The organism is Burkholderia cenocepacia (genome assembly GCF_900446215.1).
In the GTDB taxonomy this organism is placed as follows: Bacteria; Pseudomonadota; Gammaproteobacteria; order Burkholderiales; family Burkholderiaceae; genus Burkholderia; species Burkholderia cenocepacia.
Genome location: NZ_UAQZ01000002.1, coordinates 212,683 through 228,767, shown reverse-complemented (window position 1 = coordinate 228,767; position 16,085 = coordinate 212,683). Strand labels below are relative to the sequence as shown.

20 protein-coding genes are annotated in these 16,085 nt (G+C 63.8%); 11 read left to right on the top strand and 9 right to left on the bottom strand.

Annotated features, from left to right (window positions below; genetic code table 11):
* Positions 1-289: 289 nt before the first annotated feature.
* The 3 genes from DTA15_RS10235 to DTA15_RS10225 all read right to left on the bottom strand — a co-directional run bounded on the left by DTA15_RS10235 (position 290) and on the right by DTA15_RS10225 (position 2,752).
* Positions 290-694, bottom strand: coding sequence for a hypothetical protein (locus DTA15_RS10235; protein WP_006485531.1), 405 nt, complete (start codon positions 692-694; stop codon positions 290-292).
* 173 nt (positions 695-867) lie between these two features.
* Positions 868-2,106 carry a dicarboxylate/amino acid:cation symporter gene (locus DTA15_RS10230; protein ID WP_006485544.1) on the bottom strand — a complete coding sequence of 413 codons (1,239 nt, stop codon included), beginning with the start codon at positions 2,104-2,106 and terminating at the stop codon, positions 868-870.
* Positions 2,090-2,752, bottom strand: coding sequence for a GntR family transcriptional regulator (locus DTA15_RS10225; RefSeq protein WP_006485559.1), 663 nt, complete (start codon positions 2,750-2,752; stop codon positions 2,090-2,092). The genes DTA15_RS10230 and DTA15_RS10225 overlap by 17 nt, the downstream gene beginning before the upstream one ends.
* Before the next feature lie 150 nt (positions 2,753-2,902).
* On the opposite strand from DTA15_RS10225, the gene DTA15_RS10220 reads away from it, so the two are divergent.
* On the top strand, positions 2,903-3,367 hold the full coding sequence (locus tag DTA15_RS10220) for a GNAT family N-acetyltransferase (RefSeq protein WP_012493705.1): 465 nt from the start codon (positions 2,903-2,905) through the stop codon (positions 3,365-3,367).
* 843 nt (positions 3,368-4,210) lie between these two features.
* On the top strand, positions 4,211-5,377 hold the full coding sequence (locus tag DTA15_RS10210; protein WP_006485558.1) for a porin: 1,167 nt from the start codon (positions 4,211-4,213) through the stop codon (positions 5,375-5,377).
* 98 nt (positions 5,378-5,475) lie between these two features.
* Here DTA15_RS10210 and gcvA read toward each other — a convergent pair whose 3' ends face one another.
* Complete coding sequence (gene gcvA / locus DTA15_RS10205; RefSeq protein WP_006485586.1) at positions 5,476-6,408, bottom strand: transcriptional regulator GcvA; 933 nt, start codon at positions 6,406-6,408, stop codon at positions 5,476-5,478.
* A gap of 138 nt (positions 6,409-6,546) precedes the next feature.
* On the opposite strand from gcvA, the gene DTA15_RS10200 reads away from it, so the two are divergent.
* Positions 6,547-7,770 (top strand): MFS transporter, encoded by a 1,224-nt coding sequence (locus tag DTA15_RS10200; RefSeq protein WP_006485556.1) that lies wholly within the window; start codon positions 6,547-6,549, stop codon positions 7,768-7,770.
* Entirely contained in the window at positions 7,767-8,663 is an 897-nt protein-coding gene (locus DTA15_RS10195) for an oxidoreductase (RefSeq protein ID WP_006485534.1), read from the top strand. The genes DTA15_RS10200 and DTA15_RS10195 overlap by 4 nt, the downstream gene beginning before the upstream one ends.
* Positions 8,664-8,798: 135 nt before the next feature.
* On the opposite strand, the gene DTA15_RS10190 is transcribed toward DTA15_RS10195, so the two are convergent.
* Complete coding sequence (locus DTA15_RS10190) at positions 8,799-9,398, bottom strand: DJ-1/PfpI family protein (protein ID WP_006485564.1); 600 nt, start codon at positions 9,396-9,398, stop codon at positions 8,799-8,801.
* 431 nt (positions 9,399-9,829) lie between these two features.
* Here DTA15_RS10190 and DTA15_RS10185 point away from each other — a divergent pair, with 431 nt between their 5' ends.
* Both DTA15_RS10185 and DTA15_RS10180 read left to right on the top strand, forming a co-directional pair.
* A complete protein-coding gene (locus tag DTA15_RS10185) occupies positions 9,830-10,987 on the top strand; it encodes a DUF4382 domain-containing protein (protein WP_006485553.1) in 1,158 nt (385 codons plus the stop codon).
* 60 nt (positions 10,988-11,047) lie between these two features.
* Positions 11,048-11,209: a hypothetical protein gene (locus DTA15_RS10180; protein ID WP_085964409.1), complete on the top strand. Its 162-nt coding sequence runs from the start codon at positions 11,048-11,050 to the stop codon at positions 11,207-11,209.
* A 96-nt stretch (positions 11,210-11,305) separates the two neighbouring features.
* Here DTA15_RS10180 and DTA15_RS10175 read toward each other — a convergent pair whose 3' ends face one another.
* Genes DTA15_RS10175 through DTA15_RS10165 form a run of 3 tightly spaced genes read right to left on the bottom strand, consistent with a single transcriptional unit; the run spans position 11,306 to position 13,936 of the window.
* Entirely contained in the window at positions 11,306-11,767 is a 462-nt protein-coding gene (locus DTA15_RS10175) for a chromate resistance protein ChrB domain-containing protein (RefSeq protein WP_006485541.1), read from the bottom strand.
* A gap of 14 nt (positions 11,768-11,781) precedes the next feature.
* Positions 11,782-12,954 (bottom strand): chromate transporter, encoded by a 1,173-nt coding sequence (locus DTA15_RS10170; RefSeq protein ID WP_006485582.1) that lies wholly within the window; start codon positions 12,952-12,954, stop codon positions 11,782-11,784.
* Positions 12,955-12,973: 19 nt separating this feature from the next.
* Positions 12,974-13,936, bottom strand: coding sequence for a chromate resistance protein ChrB domain-containing protein (locus tag DTA15_RS10165; protein ID WP_012493704.1), 963 nt, complete (start codon positions 13,934-13,936; stop codon positions 12,974-12,976).
* A gap of 334 nt (positions 13,937-14,270) precedes the next feature.
* Between DTA15_RS10165 and DTA15_RS10160 the strand changes: the two genes are divergently transcribed.
* The 5 genes from DTA15_RS10160 (at position 14,271) to DTA15_RS10140 (ending at position 15,821) form a co-directional block, all read left to right on the top strand.
* A complete protein-coding gene (locus DTA15_RS10160) occupies positions 14,271-14,555 on the top strand; it encodes a hypothetical protein (RefSeq protein ID WP_006485538.1) in 285 nt (94 codons plus the stop codon).
* 260 nt (positions 14,556-14,815) lie between these two features.
* Positions 14,816-15,100 (top strand): hypothetical protein, encoded by a 285-nt coding sequence (locus DTA15_RS10155; protein WP_034178507.1) that lies wholly within the window; start codon positions 14,816-14,818, stop codon positions 15,098-15,100.
* Between the two features lie 47 nt (positions 15,101-15,147).
* Positions 15,148-15,357 (top strand): hypothetical protein, encoded by a 210-nt coding sequence (locus DTA15_RS10150; RefSeq protein ID WP_006485579.1) that lies wholly within the window; start codon positions 15,148-15,150, stop codon positions 15,355-15,357.
* A 35-nt stretch (positions 15,358-15,392) separates the two neighbouring features.
* Entirely contained in the window at positions 15,393-15,605 is a 213-nt protein-coding gene (gene rpsU / locus DTA15_RS10145; RefSeq protein ID WP_006485562.1) for a 30S ribosomal protein S21, read from the top strand.
* Between the two features lie 9 nt (positions 15,606-15,614).
* Positions 15,615-15,821: a hypothetical protein gene (locus DTA15_RS10140; protein ID WP_006485583.1), complete on the top strand. Its 207-nt coding sequence runs from the start codon at positions 15,615-15,617 to the stop codon at positions 15,819-15,821.
* Here the strand turns inward: DTA15_RS10140 and DTA15_RS10135 are convergent.
* Positions 15,805-16,071, bottom strand: coding sequence for a hypothetical protein (locus tag DTA15_RS10135; protein ID WP_034178504.1), 267 nt, complete (start codon positions 16,069-16,071; stop codon positions 15,805-15,807). The two genes, DTA15_RS10140 and DTA15_RS10135, sit on opposite strands and share 17 nt — an antisense overlap.
* Between the last annotated feature and the right edge of the window lie 14 nt (positions 16,072-16,085).

The following is a 16,085-nucleotide window of genomic DNA, read 5'->3' as shown; positions in this document are numbered from 1 at the left end:
ATCCAGCCACCGCTCGCCTCGCTCTGAACGAAATTCCCGAACAAAACGGTCTTTCGGTTTGTCCGGATAAGCGCCCGGCAAACGAGCCGACGAGATCGGCTCGAGGAATAAAAAACGCTGGCCAGTGAACTGGCCAGCAAATTGGTTCTGGCGATCCGAGGTTGGTGCGTGCCAGAACCACATGCATTAGACGGCCTGCGCGTACAGACGGACGGGCTCGTCAGACGACCGCGTCCCCAGAATCGGAGCGGTCCCGGACCGCGCCCGCGCAACAATCTGTGATCGCAGTTCAGGCCAGGCTGGCGGAGGCGATCAGGTCTGCCCGCGCGCCCGGAAACGCGAAGACATCGTCGCGATTCGGCACTTCCCACGTTGCGATCGTCGCCGCCGTCGGAAGATAGTCGGGATCAGCCGACGCGACCCCGACCCACACGCCTTGCGACACCTGTTTGCCATGGAGATAAAACTGCAGCTCCCGGCCACCGCGTTCGCAAGTACACCTGATTCTCCCCACCGATTGGCCCAAGCCTCTGATCCGTGCGACCTGGTTGCGATCCAGTTCGAACATGGCACTCATCACCCCGTCGCAATCGCCGATGCCGAGCATGTTGCTGTCATCGGTGAATGTCCACGACGGATGCGGCGTGCCTAAGCGCAGCATGAAAAAATCTGCGGACGCTGAACCAACCATCATCTTTCTCCGGCAAAAAATACGTCGTCCTACCCACTGAAACTCGACAAGAACGCGCGCTCGTCCAGTCTTGTTCTCCTCTCGGCGCCTGGATGGCCGAGCGGGCGCCCCCCAATGCGTGACATTCGCCGGGCGCGACATTGAAAAACGCCCGCCGCCCGTCGCTTCCGAAGCACCTACACGCTTGCCTGACGCGTCACGGTTTCCGCGGCCATGTCGTCTGAACCGGAAAGCCTCACCGCGACAGCGGCCGCCGTCGTGCTCCCGTACACGTTGAGCGCGGTTCTCCCCATGTCGAAAAAGGCGTCGACGCCCAACAGCAGCAGCACCGCATCGGCCGGCAACCCGATCGACGTGAGGACGATGGTGATGGCGACGATCGCCCCGGACGGCACATTGGCCGCTCCGTCGATGGTGATGATCGTCAGGATCAAGATCGTGATCACCAGCGGCCAGGACCAGGCCAGGTGGTACGCGTCGGCCAGATAGCCGACCGCAAGGGCCGTATAGAGCACGGCGCCGTCGCGATTGAAAATATAGGCGAGCGGCAAAATCGTGGACGCGACGCCGTACGGCACACCCAGTTCAACCAGCTTCTTCAGGTGCAACGGGTAGGTAATTTCGGACGAACGCGTCGTGAAACCGAGGATCAGCGGTTCCTTCACCTTCCTGAGAACGGCGACCGGCGACTGACCGGCAATGCGAATGACGATCGTGAGTACGACGGCCAGCACCGCCATGCCGAGATAGGCCACGCCCAGCAGTTCGATGAGCGAGTGCGCGCCGGTAAAGCCCTTGGCCGCCAGCAGTTGCGCGATCGCGGCGAAGATCGCGAGCGGCGACCATGCGATCACCCACTGGACCATCTTGAACAGCCCCGACAGCAGCGCCTCGAAAACGGCGATCGCAGGCTCGGCACGCTCCGGTGCAGCCGCCAATGCCGCGCCGAAAATGACGCCGAAAACGAGCACCGGCAGAGAATTCCCCGCGGCGAGCGCCGCAACGATGTTCGCGGGAATCAGGTCAACGAGAAACTTCGTCCAGTCGATGCTGGACGCGAGCGCTGCCGGCATCGATCCCGACTGCGCCATGCTCGCACCGAGCCCCGGTCGAAATGCGAAGTTGAGCAGCAGGCCGAGCGACGCAGCCAGGCCGGTCATCAACACGAAGAAGGCGATACTGGATAGCGCGACCTTCCCAAGCCGCTCGCGAAGCTTGCCCGCGCGAAAGACACCGACCGTGACCGACAGGAAGATCAACGGCATCACGACCATCTTGATCGCGTGGCCGAACATCGTGCTCAAGAAGCCCAGCTTCGCGGCAAAGCCCGGAGCAAGCACGCCGCAAGCGGCGCCCAGGACAAGTCCGCCAAGCATTTGCATCGGGAGGGAAAGCCCTTTATTTTTCGTGTTCATGCCGCGCCTTTAGCAGTTTTATCCGTGCCGGCGTACCGTCAACGATGTGGTTCCACATGTGCTGACGCGCCAGCTCGCCGTTGTTCGCTTCGATTGCCTGAAAGATGTGCAGATGCTCGATCGTGCCGCGCCGGACGGTTTCGGCGTCGCCACGCGGGAGTTCGTTCAAGGCGAGCGTCTGGGCCCGCAACAAACCATACGCCGACGAGATTCGAACGTTCCGTGCGGCAGCGAACAGCTCTTGATGAAACACCCAGCCGATACGTTGCTCGAGCATGATGTCCGCGACGTCCCGGTCGATCAGTTCCCGCATCTTCCCCGCCGCCTCGCAAAGACCTGGCGTGACGCCCGATCTCGCGGCAAGAAACGCCGCGGTACTCTCCAGCGCCAGCCGCATTTCAAAAATTTCGCGGAGATCGCTCGTCGTGGGCGAGGCAACATAGGTTCCACTCTTTTCGATGACGACGACCAGCCCTTCGGATTCGAGCAAATGCAATGCGCTGCGCACCGGCATTTGGCCGAAACCCAGTTCGTCGGACAGGCCGCGGTGAGATACTTTCTGTCCAGGCGCAAGGCGGCCGTCAAAGATCCTCGATCGGATCTCGTCGTAGGCAAGCTCTGCATCTGTCGAGACTTTCGACGTCATCTGTGATCGCAGTTAGCGTATGATTGGAAAAGAAGTGGCGGATAGGAAATTACCCTTACCGGCAATATCCGGCAACTGCTAATTTTGCGAGTGGGTATACCGAAAGAGAACTGCAAGAAAATCTGCGTCACGAAAAGAGCCGATAATTATATGATTTCACAAGATGTGCGCTTCACCATCTGTGCCGTCCGTGCGGAAGAAACCTATCCCCTCAGGGCCGCCATCCTGATGGCGGGAGATGAGGAAGGAAGTGCTTTACACGGCGATCTCGCCCCCACGACAATGCATTTTGCCGTTCGCGATAACGATACGATCGTTGCCGTGGCATCGGTGTGTAAAGAAGCACAATCCGGCGTTTCGAACGCCGGGGCCTGGCGCCTGCGCGGCATGGCCGTCCATCCGTCGGTACGCGGGCTGGGGTTCGGACGCCTGCTGGTGAATCTCTCCCTTCGCCATGTACGCGAACAGCATGGCACGCTGCTGTGGTGCACGGCCCGCGAGTCGGCGTATCGATTCTACGAAATGCTCGGCTTTAATCGCGATCCGGTGCCGATTTCAATGCAGGGCCGCGACGACATGAAATTCTATCTAATGCAGCGCGAGATCGAATGCTGAGTTTCGTCCGCGACTGACGTTCGGTCGGAATCGGAACCTGTAAGGTACTGGTAGCTGGTCCGAAAACAGTGCGACACACGAAAGCTCACGCACGGCTAACGCGCGACATTCAATAATCCCCTTCTCCGTTTCGATTATCGCAATCGACGCGCAAATGGACCGGTTACCGAGCACCACGCTTGGTGACCGATTTTCCGCGATGGCTTTCGGCTTCTCGAACGGACCTCATTCGACCGGCGCCGCGCAATCAGCGAGATCTGCCGACCGGTACTTTCCGCCCCCGATTGTCGCCCATCGCGGCCGCCCCTTTCAGCCGGATATCGTCCTCCGCCACATAGCGCGCATTCGCTTGCCCTTGTCGAGATCATCGGCATGATGGCGCGGACATCGACAGCACGTCGCCCTGATGGCAGTTCCTATAAGGGAAACTCCGTAAGGCGCGAGGTCATCAAACGAGATTAACTTATATCAAACTAATTTTGACGGAAATTTATGTTCCTGATATGGTTTTTCCACCTGCAAAGTGCGACCACGTTGCAGGGGCGTGGCGCGCGCCGCGGCAGCACGGCTGAAGCGACAACGTAGCAAGGCAGCAGCTTTCGTTCACGTCGTGGCACCACGATCGTTCCAATCGAGCGGGTGCCGGATCGCTCTGGCAATACGGCGTTCTCCACACAAGATTGTAAGGATCACGAAATGAGTGAATCTGGTCCGCCGCTGTGGCGAATACGACGCTGACCGTCGCGACCGAAACGATGCGCAAGCCGTGCGCGTCACCTGCATTCGAATACAACAAAGCCGTTTCAACCCATCCCGAAACCCACTCCTGACAGTGAAATGCAGATGAAAAACAAGAAAATCAACATCAGCGTTATCGCGGTTGCCGCCTTCGCAGCATCGTCGGCAGCAATGGCGCAGTCGTCGGTCACCCTGTATGGCATGCTCGATGCGGGCATCGGCTATACGTCGAACATCAATGGTCACAGCCGGTTCGGCCTCGATGGCGGCGCCGCCGGTTCGAACAAGTGGGGCCTCAGGGGGCAAGAGGATCTCGGGGGCGGTCTCCAGGCGGTATTCAAGATCGAGAATGGTTTCAACATCGGCACCGGCGGCATCGGCGGCCAAGGGCCGATCGGCACCACGCGTTCGCTGTTCAACCGCCAGGCCTACGTCGGCCTCGCGTCCGAACAGTACGGCGCACTGCGCATGGGGCGCCAGCTCGACGCCGTGACGGAGATGGTTCAGGCCCTGACGGGTGACGTCATTTCGGCATCGACCTTCTCGACCCCGGGCGACGTCGACAACAACGACAACACGACGAACCAGAACAACGCCGTGAAGTACATTTCGCCGATCATCCACGGCTTCCAGGCTGAAGGCGCGTACTCGTTCGGCGGCGTGGCCGGCGCAACCGGTTCGGGTCAATCGTGGTCGGCGGCCGCGACCTACGCTCAAGGCGGCCTGACGGTCGCCGGCGGCTACTTTCGTGCGGTCAACCAGGGCGAGAACGGCTGGTTGAACGCAACGGCACAACCGAGTTTCGGGGGTGCGCTCGGCTATCCGAGTTCGGGCTACAACGGCGGCAATGCGTTCAAGAGCGCGGGCATCGCGCAAATCGCCGCGCAATACCAGGTAGGGCCGTACACGGCCGGCCTGCGCTACTCGAACGCCCAGTACCACGGCAACGATGGCCAGCCGTCGATCCACTTCAACGTGCTGGGTGCGCTGCTGCAGTACCGGGTCACGCCGGCGCTGTCGCTGGCGACCGGCTACACGTATGTGTACGGTTCCGCGGCCACGCCCAAGCAAGCGGCCGAAGGTCGCACGATGGCTTCGATCAACCAGGTGTCGCTGGGTGCCACGTACTCGCTGTCGAAGAGTACCGCGCTGTACGCGATGGGGGCCTACGTTCACGCGAAGGGCGCGCAGGCGTCGGCTGCCGACTTTGGCAACACCTCGTCGGGCGGCAACCAGGTGCAGGTCAACATCGGCATGTTCCACGGCTTTTGATCGCCGACTCGCCAGTCCGGACGAGTGGGCGCACGACGCCGGCGACGAAGGCTTCCGCCAGTTTCGTCGCCCCTTGCCGCCCGATCTGACCGGCGAGCCTAGCCACCCTCCTGGCTCGCCATGCCTTCCATCCATTCCTCGAACGCGGACACCGCCGCCTCGTCGGCGCGATCGGCGTTCGTCACCAGCATGTAGTCGTCGGCACGCCATACGGGCGCTGCGATGGGACACACGAGGCGCCCCTCGGCGAGATCGCGCCCGATCAGCGGCAGCGACGCCAGCGCGACGCCGAGCCCCTCGATGGCCGCGCCGAGCTGAAGATTCACGTGATCGAATTCGACATGGCGCGCCGCCCGCAGATCGGCAGCCCCCGCTTCCTTCAACCAGTGCGACCACGCGGAGCGCGTCGTGGCCGAATGCAGCAGGGTGTGATGACGCAGGTCGGCCACGCTCTGTATCGGATGCTGGCGCAGCAAGGCCGGATTGCAGGCCGGCACGCGCAGGTCGGGCATCAACGGGCGCGATACGACGCCCGCGCCTTGCTCGGGACCGGAACGCACGCCGATATCGAAAGCGTCGGCGACATAGCGCAGCTTGCGCGAGGTCGTCGACACCCTGACGTCGATGTCGGGATACCGCGCGTGAAAATCGGCGAGCCGCGGCAGCAGCCAGCAAAGCGCGAAGCTCATCGGCACATTCACGCGCACGACACCCGATATCCGCTGCGTGAACGTGTTGTGGCGCAGCCGCACCACCGCGGTGCCGAGGCGCTCGAACGCGTGGCTGACGTCGTTCAGCAACGCGGCCCCTTCGTCGGTCAGCACGACACCGCGCGGACGACGGTCGAACAACGGCAGGCCGAACCAGTCCTCCAGCAACCGGATCTGCTTGCCGACGGCCCAGTGGGTGACATGCAGTTCCGCCGCGGCCCCCGCGAAGCTGCCGTGCCGCGCGACCGCATCGAACGCGCGCAGCGCATTGAGCGGGGGCAACTCCCCGCGGTGCGTCGCAGCATCCCGGCTCTCGTTCATGACGTGACTTTTTCTCTCCATTGACGCGATTTTAGCTCAATTGAAATGGCTGTCCCGTCAGCCATAAAATTCACCCATCGAGCCTGAAAACGATACCGCGCGCGGCTTCCATGACCCGCTCGCACGGAGCGAACAACGATGCGCCTGCCGGTTTTTTCCCCACCCGTCATGTCGGAAACCGCGCCATCCCGACGGCGCGTGCTATGGCTATCCTGCATTGCACACGCGATGCACGATGGCTATACGGACATGATCTATGCGTTGCTACCCGTGTGGCAGTCGGAATTCGGGCTCGACTTTGCGGCGCTGGCGATCCTGCGCGGCATCTACGCCGGCACGATGGCGACGCTGCAGTTGTCTGCCGGGCGGCTTGCCCAGCGTCTGGGCAGCCGCACGACCCTCGCACTCGGTACGTTGCTCGCCGCGCTCGGCTATGCGATCGCGGGCCTGTCGGGCGGCCTGCTCGGATTGGGCGTGGCGCTGGCGATTTCGGGCGGCGGATCGAGCACGCAGCATCCGATCGCGTCGGGCGCCCTGTCTCGCATCTACGGGCGCGACGCACGGGGCCCGCTGAGCATCTACAACTTTTCCGGCGATCTGGGGAAATCCGCGCTGCCGGCCGCCATTTCGCTGCTCGTGACCCTGATGCCGTGGCGCCACGCGCTATGGATCGTCGCCGGACTGGGCTGCGTCGTGGCTGCCGTCATCGCGTTGTGGTTTCCCGCCGTGCCACGTGGCGCCGCCGCAAAGACGACAGCCAAGGTACGAGCGTCCACTCAACGCAGTGGCACCGGAGCAAGCGGATTCGCCGCGCTGTTTTCCATCGGCGTGCTCGATACGGCCGTACGCATGGGACTCCTCACCTTCCTGCCTTTCCTGCTCAACGCAAAGGGTGTCTCCCCTCAGCTGTTGGGAACGGCTCTTGCACTCGTTTTCATCGGCGGCGCGGCCGGCAAGTTCATGTGCGGCTGGCTCGGCGCGCGCATGGGTATGGTCAGTACGGTGCTGTTCACGGAGGGCGGTACGGCGGCGTGCATCGTCGCGGTGATGTATCTCCCGCTGGCGCCGACCATGGTGCTGCTGCCGATTCTGGGCATGATGCTGAACGGCACCTCGTCGGTGCTGTACGGCACCGTTCCGGAGATGTCCGCGCCCGAGCACACCGAGCGCGCATTCGCGATTTTCTATACGGGAACGATCGCATCGGGCGCGATATCGCCCGTGCTCTACGGTTTTCTGGGCGACAGGATCGGTGTGCACGGCGCCACGTATGCGACCGCGTTGACCGCCGTCGCGATTTTCCCGCTCGCGCTCGCACTGCGCCCGCATCTGGCACACGACTCGACAGGACGAACACCATGACGAAATCCCCGCACCCGCGCGTCGCCCTCGTCGGTCCGGGCGCGATCGGAACGACGGTCGCCGCCGCCCTTCACGAAGCCGGCCGCACGCCGGTGATCTGCGGCCGCTCGGCGCACGCGCAGTTGACGTTGCGCTTCGATGGCGGCGAGATCGTCGTGCCCGGGCCCGTACTGACCGATCCGCACGCGATCAACGAACGGGTCGATCTTGTCTTCGTCGCGGTCAAGGCGACGCAGGTGGCGAGCGCCGCACCCTGGATCTCCGCGCTATGCGATGCGAATACCGTCGTCTGCGTGCTGCAAAACGGCGTCGAGCAAAAGACCGCGTTCGCACCGTATGCGGCCGGCGCCGCGGTGGTGCCGTCGGTCGTCTGGTTTCCGGCGCAACGCGAACCGGACGCGTCGGTGTGGCTGCGGGGCAAGCCCCGGCTCACGCTGCCCGATACGCCGGCGAGCGATGTGGTGGTGTCGGCTTTACGCGGCACGCGCTGCTCGCCCGAGGTCGCGGAGGATTTCATCTCGCTCGCGTGGCGAAAGCTTTTGCAGAATGCCGTGGCGGGACTCATGGTGCTGACCGGCCGCCGCGCCGGCATGTTCTCGCGCAGCGACATCACGGCCCTGGCGCTCGCCTACCTGCGGGAATGTCTCGAGGTCGCGCGTGCGGAGGGCGCGAAGCTGGGCGATGACGTGCCGCAGGAAATCGTCGATGGATTCCATGGCTTTCCACCCGATCTGGGTACGTCGATTCTTGCCGACCGACAGGGCAACCGCCCCCTCGAGTGGGACTGCCGGAATGGCGTCGTGCAGCGGTACGGACGCACCCACGGCATTCCGACGCCGATCAGCGATCTGGTCGTGCCGCTGCTCGCGGCAGCGAGCGACGGGCCGGGTTGATCGCGCATCAACCGCTATCCAGCCTGACCGGCGCGAATCGTCGTCGCCGACGCCTCCCGTGAGGAACACCACAGCGGCCCGTCAACCCGCCGCGCCCGGCTTGCTGCGATGGAGGCGGCGTCATTGCTCGTCGAGCTACCCCAAGTAGGGCTTGATGTTCGTCAGCGCGCGTGAAACGTACTCGTCCTTCTCCCCGACCGGCGCGACGTAGTGCAGCGCGCTGCGCGCGGCGTCCTCGCCTTCCAGGCGCGCGATGAGCCACGCGGCCAGATACTGCGAAGCAAAGCAGCCACCCGCCGTGGCGACGTTGCCTCGAGCGAAGAATGGCTGATCCAGGACGTCGACGCCCGCCTCGAGCACCCACGGTTTGGTCGTGAGATCGGTGCAGGCCGGGATGTTGCCGAGCAAGCCGAGCTTCGCCAGAACCAACGTGCCCGAACATTGCGCGCCGATGAGCTGCCGGGCAGGGTCGAACTCGAGCTGCGCCATCAGTGCCGCGTCATTGACGACCTGGCGGGTTTGCATACCGCTGCCGATGAGGACGGCATCGGCCGTGCAAGCGTCCGCCAACGTTGACTGCGCCTGCACGGTCACCCCGTTCATCGAGGTGACGGCAGGCTCCGGACAAGAAAGGGTTACCCGCCAGCCCGGCTTCCTGATTCGATTGAGCACGCCGAGCGCAATGAGGGAGTCGAGCTCGTTGAAGCCCTGGAAGGTCACGATCGCGATATGCATGGGACACCCTGTATCCAGTCAGTCGACGCATCTTGCCAGATTGCCGCCGCGAACGGCCGTGCTTTGCTGACAACTCAGTGTTACAGCCGGCCGGCTTGCCCTGATGGTCGACTTCATCCCGATACATCCCGGGCGGGCACACTCGCGCCGCCCAGGCAATTTCTCGCCGCTCCATGAGTCCCCCGTGCCCCGTGCCCCGTGCCCCGTGCCCCAGGCGATACAAACATACGACGAAAGAACGTGCGGCCATGCCGTACGACGTAATTGCCCGCCGCCACCCGGCCCGGGCCATCCGAAGCGACATCAATCCCGGTAAAAATTGACGGATCGAACAAATTGTTACCGTCGGTTTCAAAGATTCCCAAATAGTAGGCTGCCGCCTCGCTATTCTTCCGTCACCCACAATAACGATCCCACTTGGGGGGTGACATATGAACAACATCATCAAAAGCGCCCTGTGCGCCGCCTTCGTACCATTCGTCCTTGCAGGTTGCGGCGGCGGCGACGACGGTGGCGGCACGCAAACCGGTACGCTGCACGTCGCGATGACGGATGCGCCATCGTGCGGCTTCGACCATGTGTACGTCACCGTTTCGCAAGTCCGCGTCAACGCCAACGCGAACGCCGCCGACAACGACGGTGGCTGGTCGACCGTTTCCCTCGCGACGCCGCAGAAGATCGACCTGCTGTCGCTGACCAACGGCGTGCTCGCCGATCTCGGCCAGACCGCGCTGCCCGCCGGCCAGTATCAGCAAGTTCGGTTGGTGCTCGCGCAGAACCAGGGCAACACGCTCGCGAACTCGGTCGTCCCGAGCGGCGGCACCGAACAGGCGCTCGCGACGCCGAGCGCGACGCAAAGCGGCTACAAGATCATCCAGCCGTTCACGGTTCAGCCCAATACGCTCGTCGATCTCGTGCTCGACTTCAACGCCTGCAAGTCGATCGTCCAGCGCGGCAACGGCTCGTATGCGCTGAAACCCGTCGTCACCGCGATTCCGACCGTCGTGAGCGGTGCGATTTCCGGCTACGTCGCAGCGGCCGAAGCCGGCGCGACCGTCTATGCCGAGCAAGGCGGCAAGGTCGTCCGCGGCACGGTGGCCGACAGTTCCGGCAAGTTCGTGCTGTCGCCGCTGATCCAGAGCTCGACGCAGGGCAACTACGATGTCGTGATCGTGCAGAACAACTTCGCATCGGGCATCGTCCGCTCGGTTCCGGTCGTCGTGAACACGACCACGGCGGTGTCGGCGTCGAACGCGCCGATCACGCTGCCGGCCTCGACGATGAGCACCGTCGGCGGTACGGTGACGGCGAGCGCGAACGCCTTCGTGCGTGCGCTGCAGACGATCGATGCGAACGCCTACGAGATCACGTCGATCAACGCGAACATGGACACCGGCGCCTATTCGCTGTCCGTGCCCGCCGCGGCGCCCATCGTCGGCACCTACTCGGGTTCGCTGCCGGTCGCGCTGGCCGCGGCGCCGGCCGCCGCGGGTCAATATACGATCGAGGCCGACGCGGCATCGGGGGCGACCCAATCGGCAAACGTCAACGCAACGACCAGTCAGTCCAACGTCAACTTCAGTTTCTGACGCGCTGACGGCATCATCGAAAGGGCCGAAGGGCCCTTTCATCAATAACGGGAGAACGAAGTGAAAAAAGGGGTGATCGCATTGCTCGCAGCGGCGAGCATGGTGGGCGCGCTCGGCGGGTGCGTCGCCTATGTTCCTGGCGCGCCGGTCGTGGTCGCGCCGCAAGGCGGGCCGGGAAATGGATTCTGTCCGCCGGGACAGGCCAAGAAAGGCAACTGTTGACGAAAAGCCCGCGCCTCGCGGGCTTTGTTTCGTCCGTCTAGCGCGCCGACCGGCGGCCACGCCGGTCGTCTGCACGCATCCCCGCTTTCCCGCTCGTCACTCCGCCATCTTCGGTGGCCACGCATGGCCTTCGGCCTGGCAATGCCGGCACCACGCATACAGCGCGTCGTACATGACGAGACCATGTTCGAGCATGTCGTGATCGTCGGAAAACATGTCCGACAGCCCGAGCGAGATGGCATAAAGCCCGCTGGACTGCGGCGTCAGATCGAGTCGCGACGTATCCGCGCCGCGAATGATGCGGGCCATGTGCTGCAACGCGCGATCGTCGGCCAGACCATATTTGTCGAGAAACGCATCGAAGCTGCATTGCTCGCCGACGTGCGTCAGCTCCACCCCCGGAATGTCGTACGGAATCGCACCGGTCTCGTCGGCGATCCGCAGCACGTCGGCCGGCGCAACGTACAGAAATTCGGGTGTCTCGTCGATGAACCGGGCAATGAGCCAGGGACACGCCACCCGGTCGATTTTCGGACGTTGTCGCGTAATCCATTGCATGGTGGCCTCCACGGTCAATGATGCAACAGCGGATACACGATCAGGCCCAGCACGGCGGCTCCGCCCACGACCACCGGCTCCGACAGCTTCTTGAACCTGACCAGCAACACGATCGTCGCGAGCGCCACCAACGCGGTCGGCACATCGACGATCGAACGTCGGGCCAGCACGATCACCGACCCCGTGATCGCGCCGACGGCCGCGGCCGTCACGCCGTCGACGAACGCCAGAATCGCCGGCAGCCTGCCGTACTTCTTGAAGTACGGGGCCGGCAGCACCGTGAACAGATAGCACGGCAGGAACGTGCCGGCAGCCGCCACGCACGCACCGGGCAGCCCGGCCACCAGATAGCCGATGAAGCCCACCGTGATCACGACCGGGCCCGGCGTGATCATCGCGACCGCCACGGCGTCGACGAACTGCTTCTCGTCGAGCCAATGGTGCTCGGTGACGACGCCGCCATAGAGGAACGGCACGATGGCGAGCCCCGAGCCGAACACGAACGCGCCGGCCTTCGCAAAGAACGCGGCAAGTTGCGCGAGCTGCGGCCAGTCGACGATACCGAGCCACGCGCCGGTGGCGGAGACGGGCAACGCCATCGCCGCATTGACGCGCCGTTGGCGTAGCCACCTGGGCGGCGCGCGCGTGAACCAGACGAGCAGGCCCGCCGCGAGAAACAGCCACGCCACTTCCGATTCGGTGATCACCGTCACGGCGACCAGCGCGAGATAGATCGCCCACAGCAGCTTGTCGTGGCCGATGCTTTTCGCGGTCAGCTTGCGCGCGCTGATCGCGATGATGCCGATCACCGCCGCGCCGACACCGTAGAACACCGACTGCATCCACGTCAGGCCGCCGAATCGCGTGTACGCGTAGCCGAGCCCCACCACCATCAGGAACGACGGCAGCACGAACGCGATCCCGACCAGCGTCGCGCCGACGATGCGGTAGTGCACGTAGCCGAGATAGATCGCCAGTTGCGCGGCAAGCGGGCCCGGCGCGAGTTGCGCGAGCGCCAGGCCTTCCTTGTAGTCCGCGTCGGCGATCCATCGACGCGTGTCCACGAGATCGCGATGCATGTAGCCGGCGAGCGCGACCGGTCCGCCGAAACCCGTCGCGCCGAGCCACGCGAAGTACCTGATCAGTTGCCACAACGTATAAGCCGGGCGGTCGCGATGTGTGTTCATGTTCGGGCGAGCAACAAGGTCAGGGTTGGCGGTTGCCGCGGAAATGCACGTACAACGAATCGAGTACGGCGCCGATCTCCGTCAACAGCGCATCGTCGTCGGCGAGACGCTTTCGGGCACCGGCGAGAATGGCCTCGAATCCGCCGGCTTCCGGCACGGTCGCGCCGCCCACATCCAGCGCATGCACCATGGCGCCCAGCCGGACGAGTCCGTCGTTGTCGCCGAGCCCGAAGCTGGCGACCAGTACCTCGAACGACACGCGGTCGCCCACGTGCGTGAACGGCGCGCCGTCGAAATCGAAACCGAGCGCGTCGGGCGGGCAATCGGCGAGGTTGTCCAGCCACACGAAGCGTGCATGCGGATCGATGAAACGCTGAATCAGCCACGCGCTGGCGACGCGATCCACCCACAGGTGACGGCGCGTCGCCCACAGCCTGCCCTGATACTGCGCAGGGTCGCGGCGTGGAATGCCGCGCTGGGCGGCATGCGGCTCGCCGGGCGAGCGCAACGCTTCGATCGCGGCGGTGAAGTCCCGCCATTGCGCATCCGCGCGCAGCGAGGTTTCACCAGGAAAGAAATCGATGCGTCGAATGGCCTCGTACGTGCGAGCGTGGCGGCGTTGCATGCGATTGAGATCGGCTGCCGCCAGTTCGGGCAGCGTCTTGCGAGCCTCCGAAAGCTCGGCGAGCCAGCCCGTGTAATCGGCCGCGCGATCGAACAGCGCCTTGTACGCGTCTTCGTCCGCGGGGTCGTCCGCACGGACATCCAGCAACCACGCCTGCCCTTCGCCGTTACGGGCCTCGTCGGCGAGGTTACGCAACTGCGCCGCCTGCTCGGCATGCGCGGGCAACAGGTAAGCGCCGTCCCGCAGTGCGCCGCAGCCGAGCGCCTTGACGGTACGCCAGATGCGCATGCGCGCGGTCGCGCCGGCAGTCGGCAGACTGACGATCAACAGGAGCCAGGAAGTCGGGACCGGATTCATGAAGGCAGCATAATGGGCCGTCACGAACACTGCAATTCAGTAGAGATCGCTACAACGTTTCGTCAGCCGGAAGCCCCACTCGACGCGTGGCGCGCGCGCCGCACCTGACGACCGGATCGCTCTCGTCGCCGGACCGCAACGCGCACGCCGACCGAACCCGGATACGCAATCGCCCCCGCACGGGATCGTTACGATATCCTGCGAATCGAGCGGTTCAACGCATAGACTGAACACACATCACGGCGAACGCCCGTCACTCCATCGCACGCTTTCCCCGCCGCCGTTCCGAATGCAGCCGGGCGGCAAACGCAGGCCCATCTACGAAACCGCTCCAATGACAATCGATCCCGGCTCCATTCCTTACTATCTCGTCCTTCGGGCCGGCTGGCCACCGTATGTGCTGAATTCGGATCGTCAAGTGCTGCGCCGCCAGGCGAGTCCGCTATTGCTGGCATTCGCGCGCACGCGCGGCGCGATCGCGCATGTCGACGACAGCGCGTGGAACGTCTTCTCCGACAGCGAGGGGCTCACGGTAGTCGAACGTCGCGAGACCGGGTTCTTTTCGCTGGTCGCGGGCGACGAGACCGAACGTCAGTTGCATTTGCTGACGACGCTCTGACGTCGTCGCCGGGCGTGCCGCTGCGTACTTGCGGCCACCGAATAAATCGACCGCTCGGCAAACGATGCGCGTATGATGGGTCCATCCGCGCGATCAGCCGTCCTTTGGCCGTTCGCCCCTCCACCCGCCCGCTTGCTGCATCGCCCCGCCTTCGCGCTGCAACGTTGTCCCCTTCACCCACTGGCCCGTCCCACAACGGAAATACAGGCCGGATGTGTTCGCCCATGCGACTCGTCGTGGCCGAACGCCAGGAGTTCGTCATGAGCATGCACGTCTATCGTGGATTCGAGATTTATCCACTGATTTACTCTCACGTGGCCGCGCCGCATGGCTGCCCGCACAACTACGACGCCGGGTTCGACGCGGCAGTCAAGATTTGCCTGCGCGGCACCACCGATACGCTGACGCAGAGCCAGACCTTCAGATTGCGCGACACGTCCCCCTTCGACAACGCCGGTGACGCGCGTCGTGCGTCGGTCCGCTATGCCGAGAACATCATCGACGACAATCGCGGCAAACAGGGATTCTTCGCCAACGCGAGCTGACGCGGCTCGTCAATGCCAAACACTTTTTCGGTATTTTGGAGGTCGAAATGATCATCGACGAACTGCTCGGCTTGATCAGACGGCGTGAAGTCACCCGGCTCGACACCGCCGTGCCCGCCGGAATCGCCGATTCAGCGATGTGCCATCAACCGGAGCTGCACATGTTCATGGCGGTACGTGCGCTATCGATCGGAGCAGGCTATTCGGAATTCGAATCCGACGAGATAGCCAGCGCCGTCATGACACGGCTCGGCTAGCCTTCCGTTCCAACCGCTTTCCAGACAGGATCTACATGACGACAATTACGCCGAAGCTCAACGAACCGATCGATGTCGCACTGCGGCGATTCCGGCGCGACATCGAGAAAACCGGGCTGATTCGCGAGCTGCGCAGTCGCACGAGCTATGAGAAGCCCACGACGGAGCGCAAGCGAAAAAAGGCCAGCGCCGTTGCCCGACAGCGCTTGCAGACGAAGCGCCTGCTTCCGCCCCGAAAAATGTACTAGGAGCCCATCGTGTACGACATGCCGGCCGACGCGCTTCCGTTCTTCCCGTTGACGAAATGCGAAGTCGATTTCGATCGGCAGAACGACATGGTGACACTGCTGCCGAGCTTCTATGCCTTCGGGTGCGAGTACACCAGCCGCGGGTTTCTGATCGCGCGCGGCGATGCATTCAAGCTGATTGCCGCGCTCGAGAAGGCGCTCAGCGTGCAGGAGTGAGCCGGCACCGGCACGGCAGCCCGCTCGTCGGATTGCCGGTGTCGATGTCCTGCATCATCAGGCAGTCGCCGCGCGCGAGAATCCCCAGCCCGACACGCGCCGCCGACAGAAGCGCCTCGTTGTCGTTGCCGATCATGCTGCAGCCTGCGTTGATCGCATGTTGCTCGCCGTCCGGCGTCCGCTTCCCCTGCGGATACGTGTGCAGCCCGGTGACAGGATGCAGCGACCGCCCATGAAGGCCGCGGGCCAACTCGACGTCTCGTC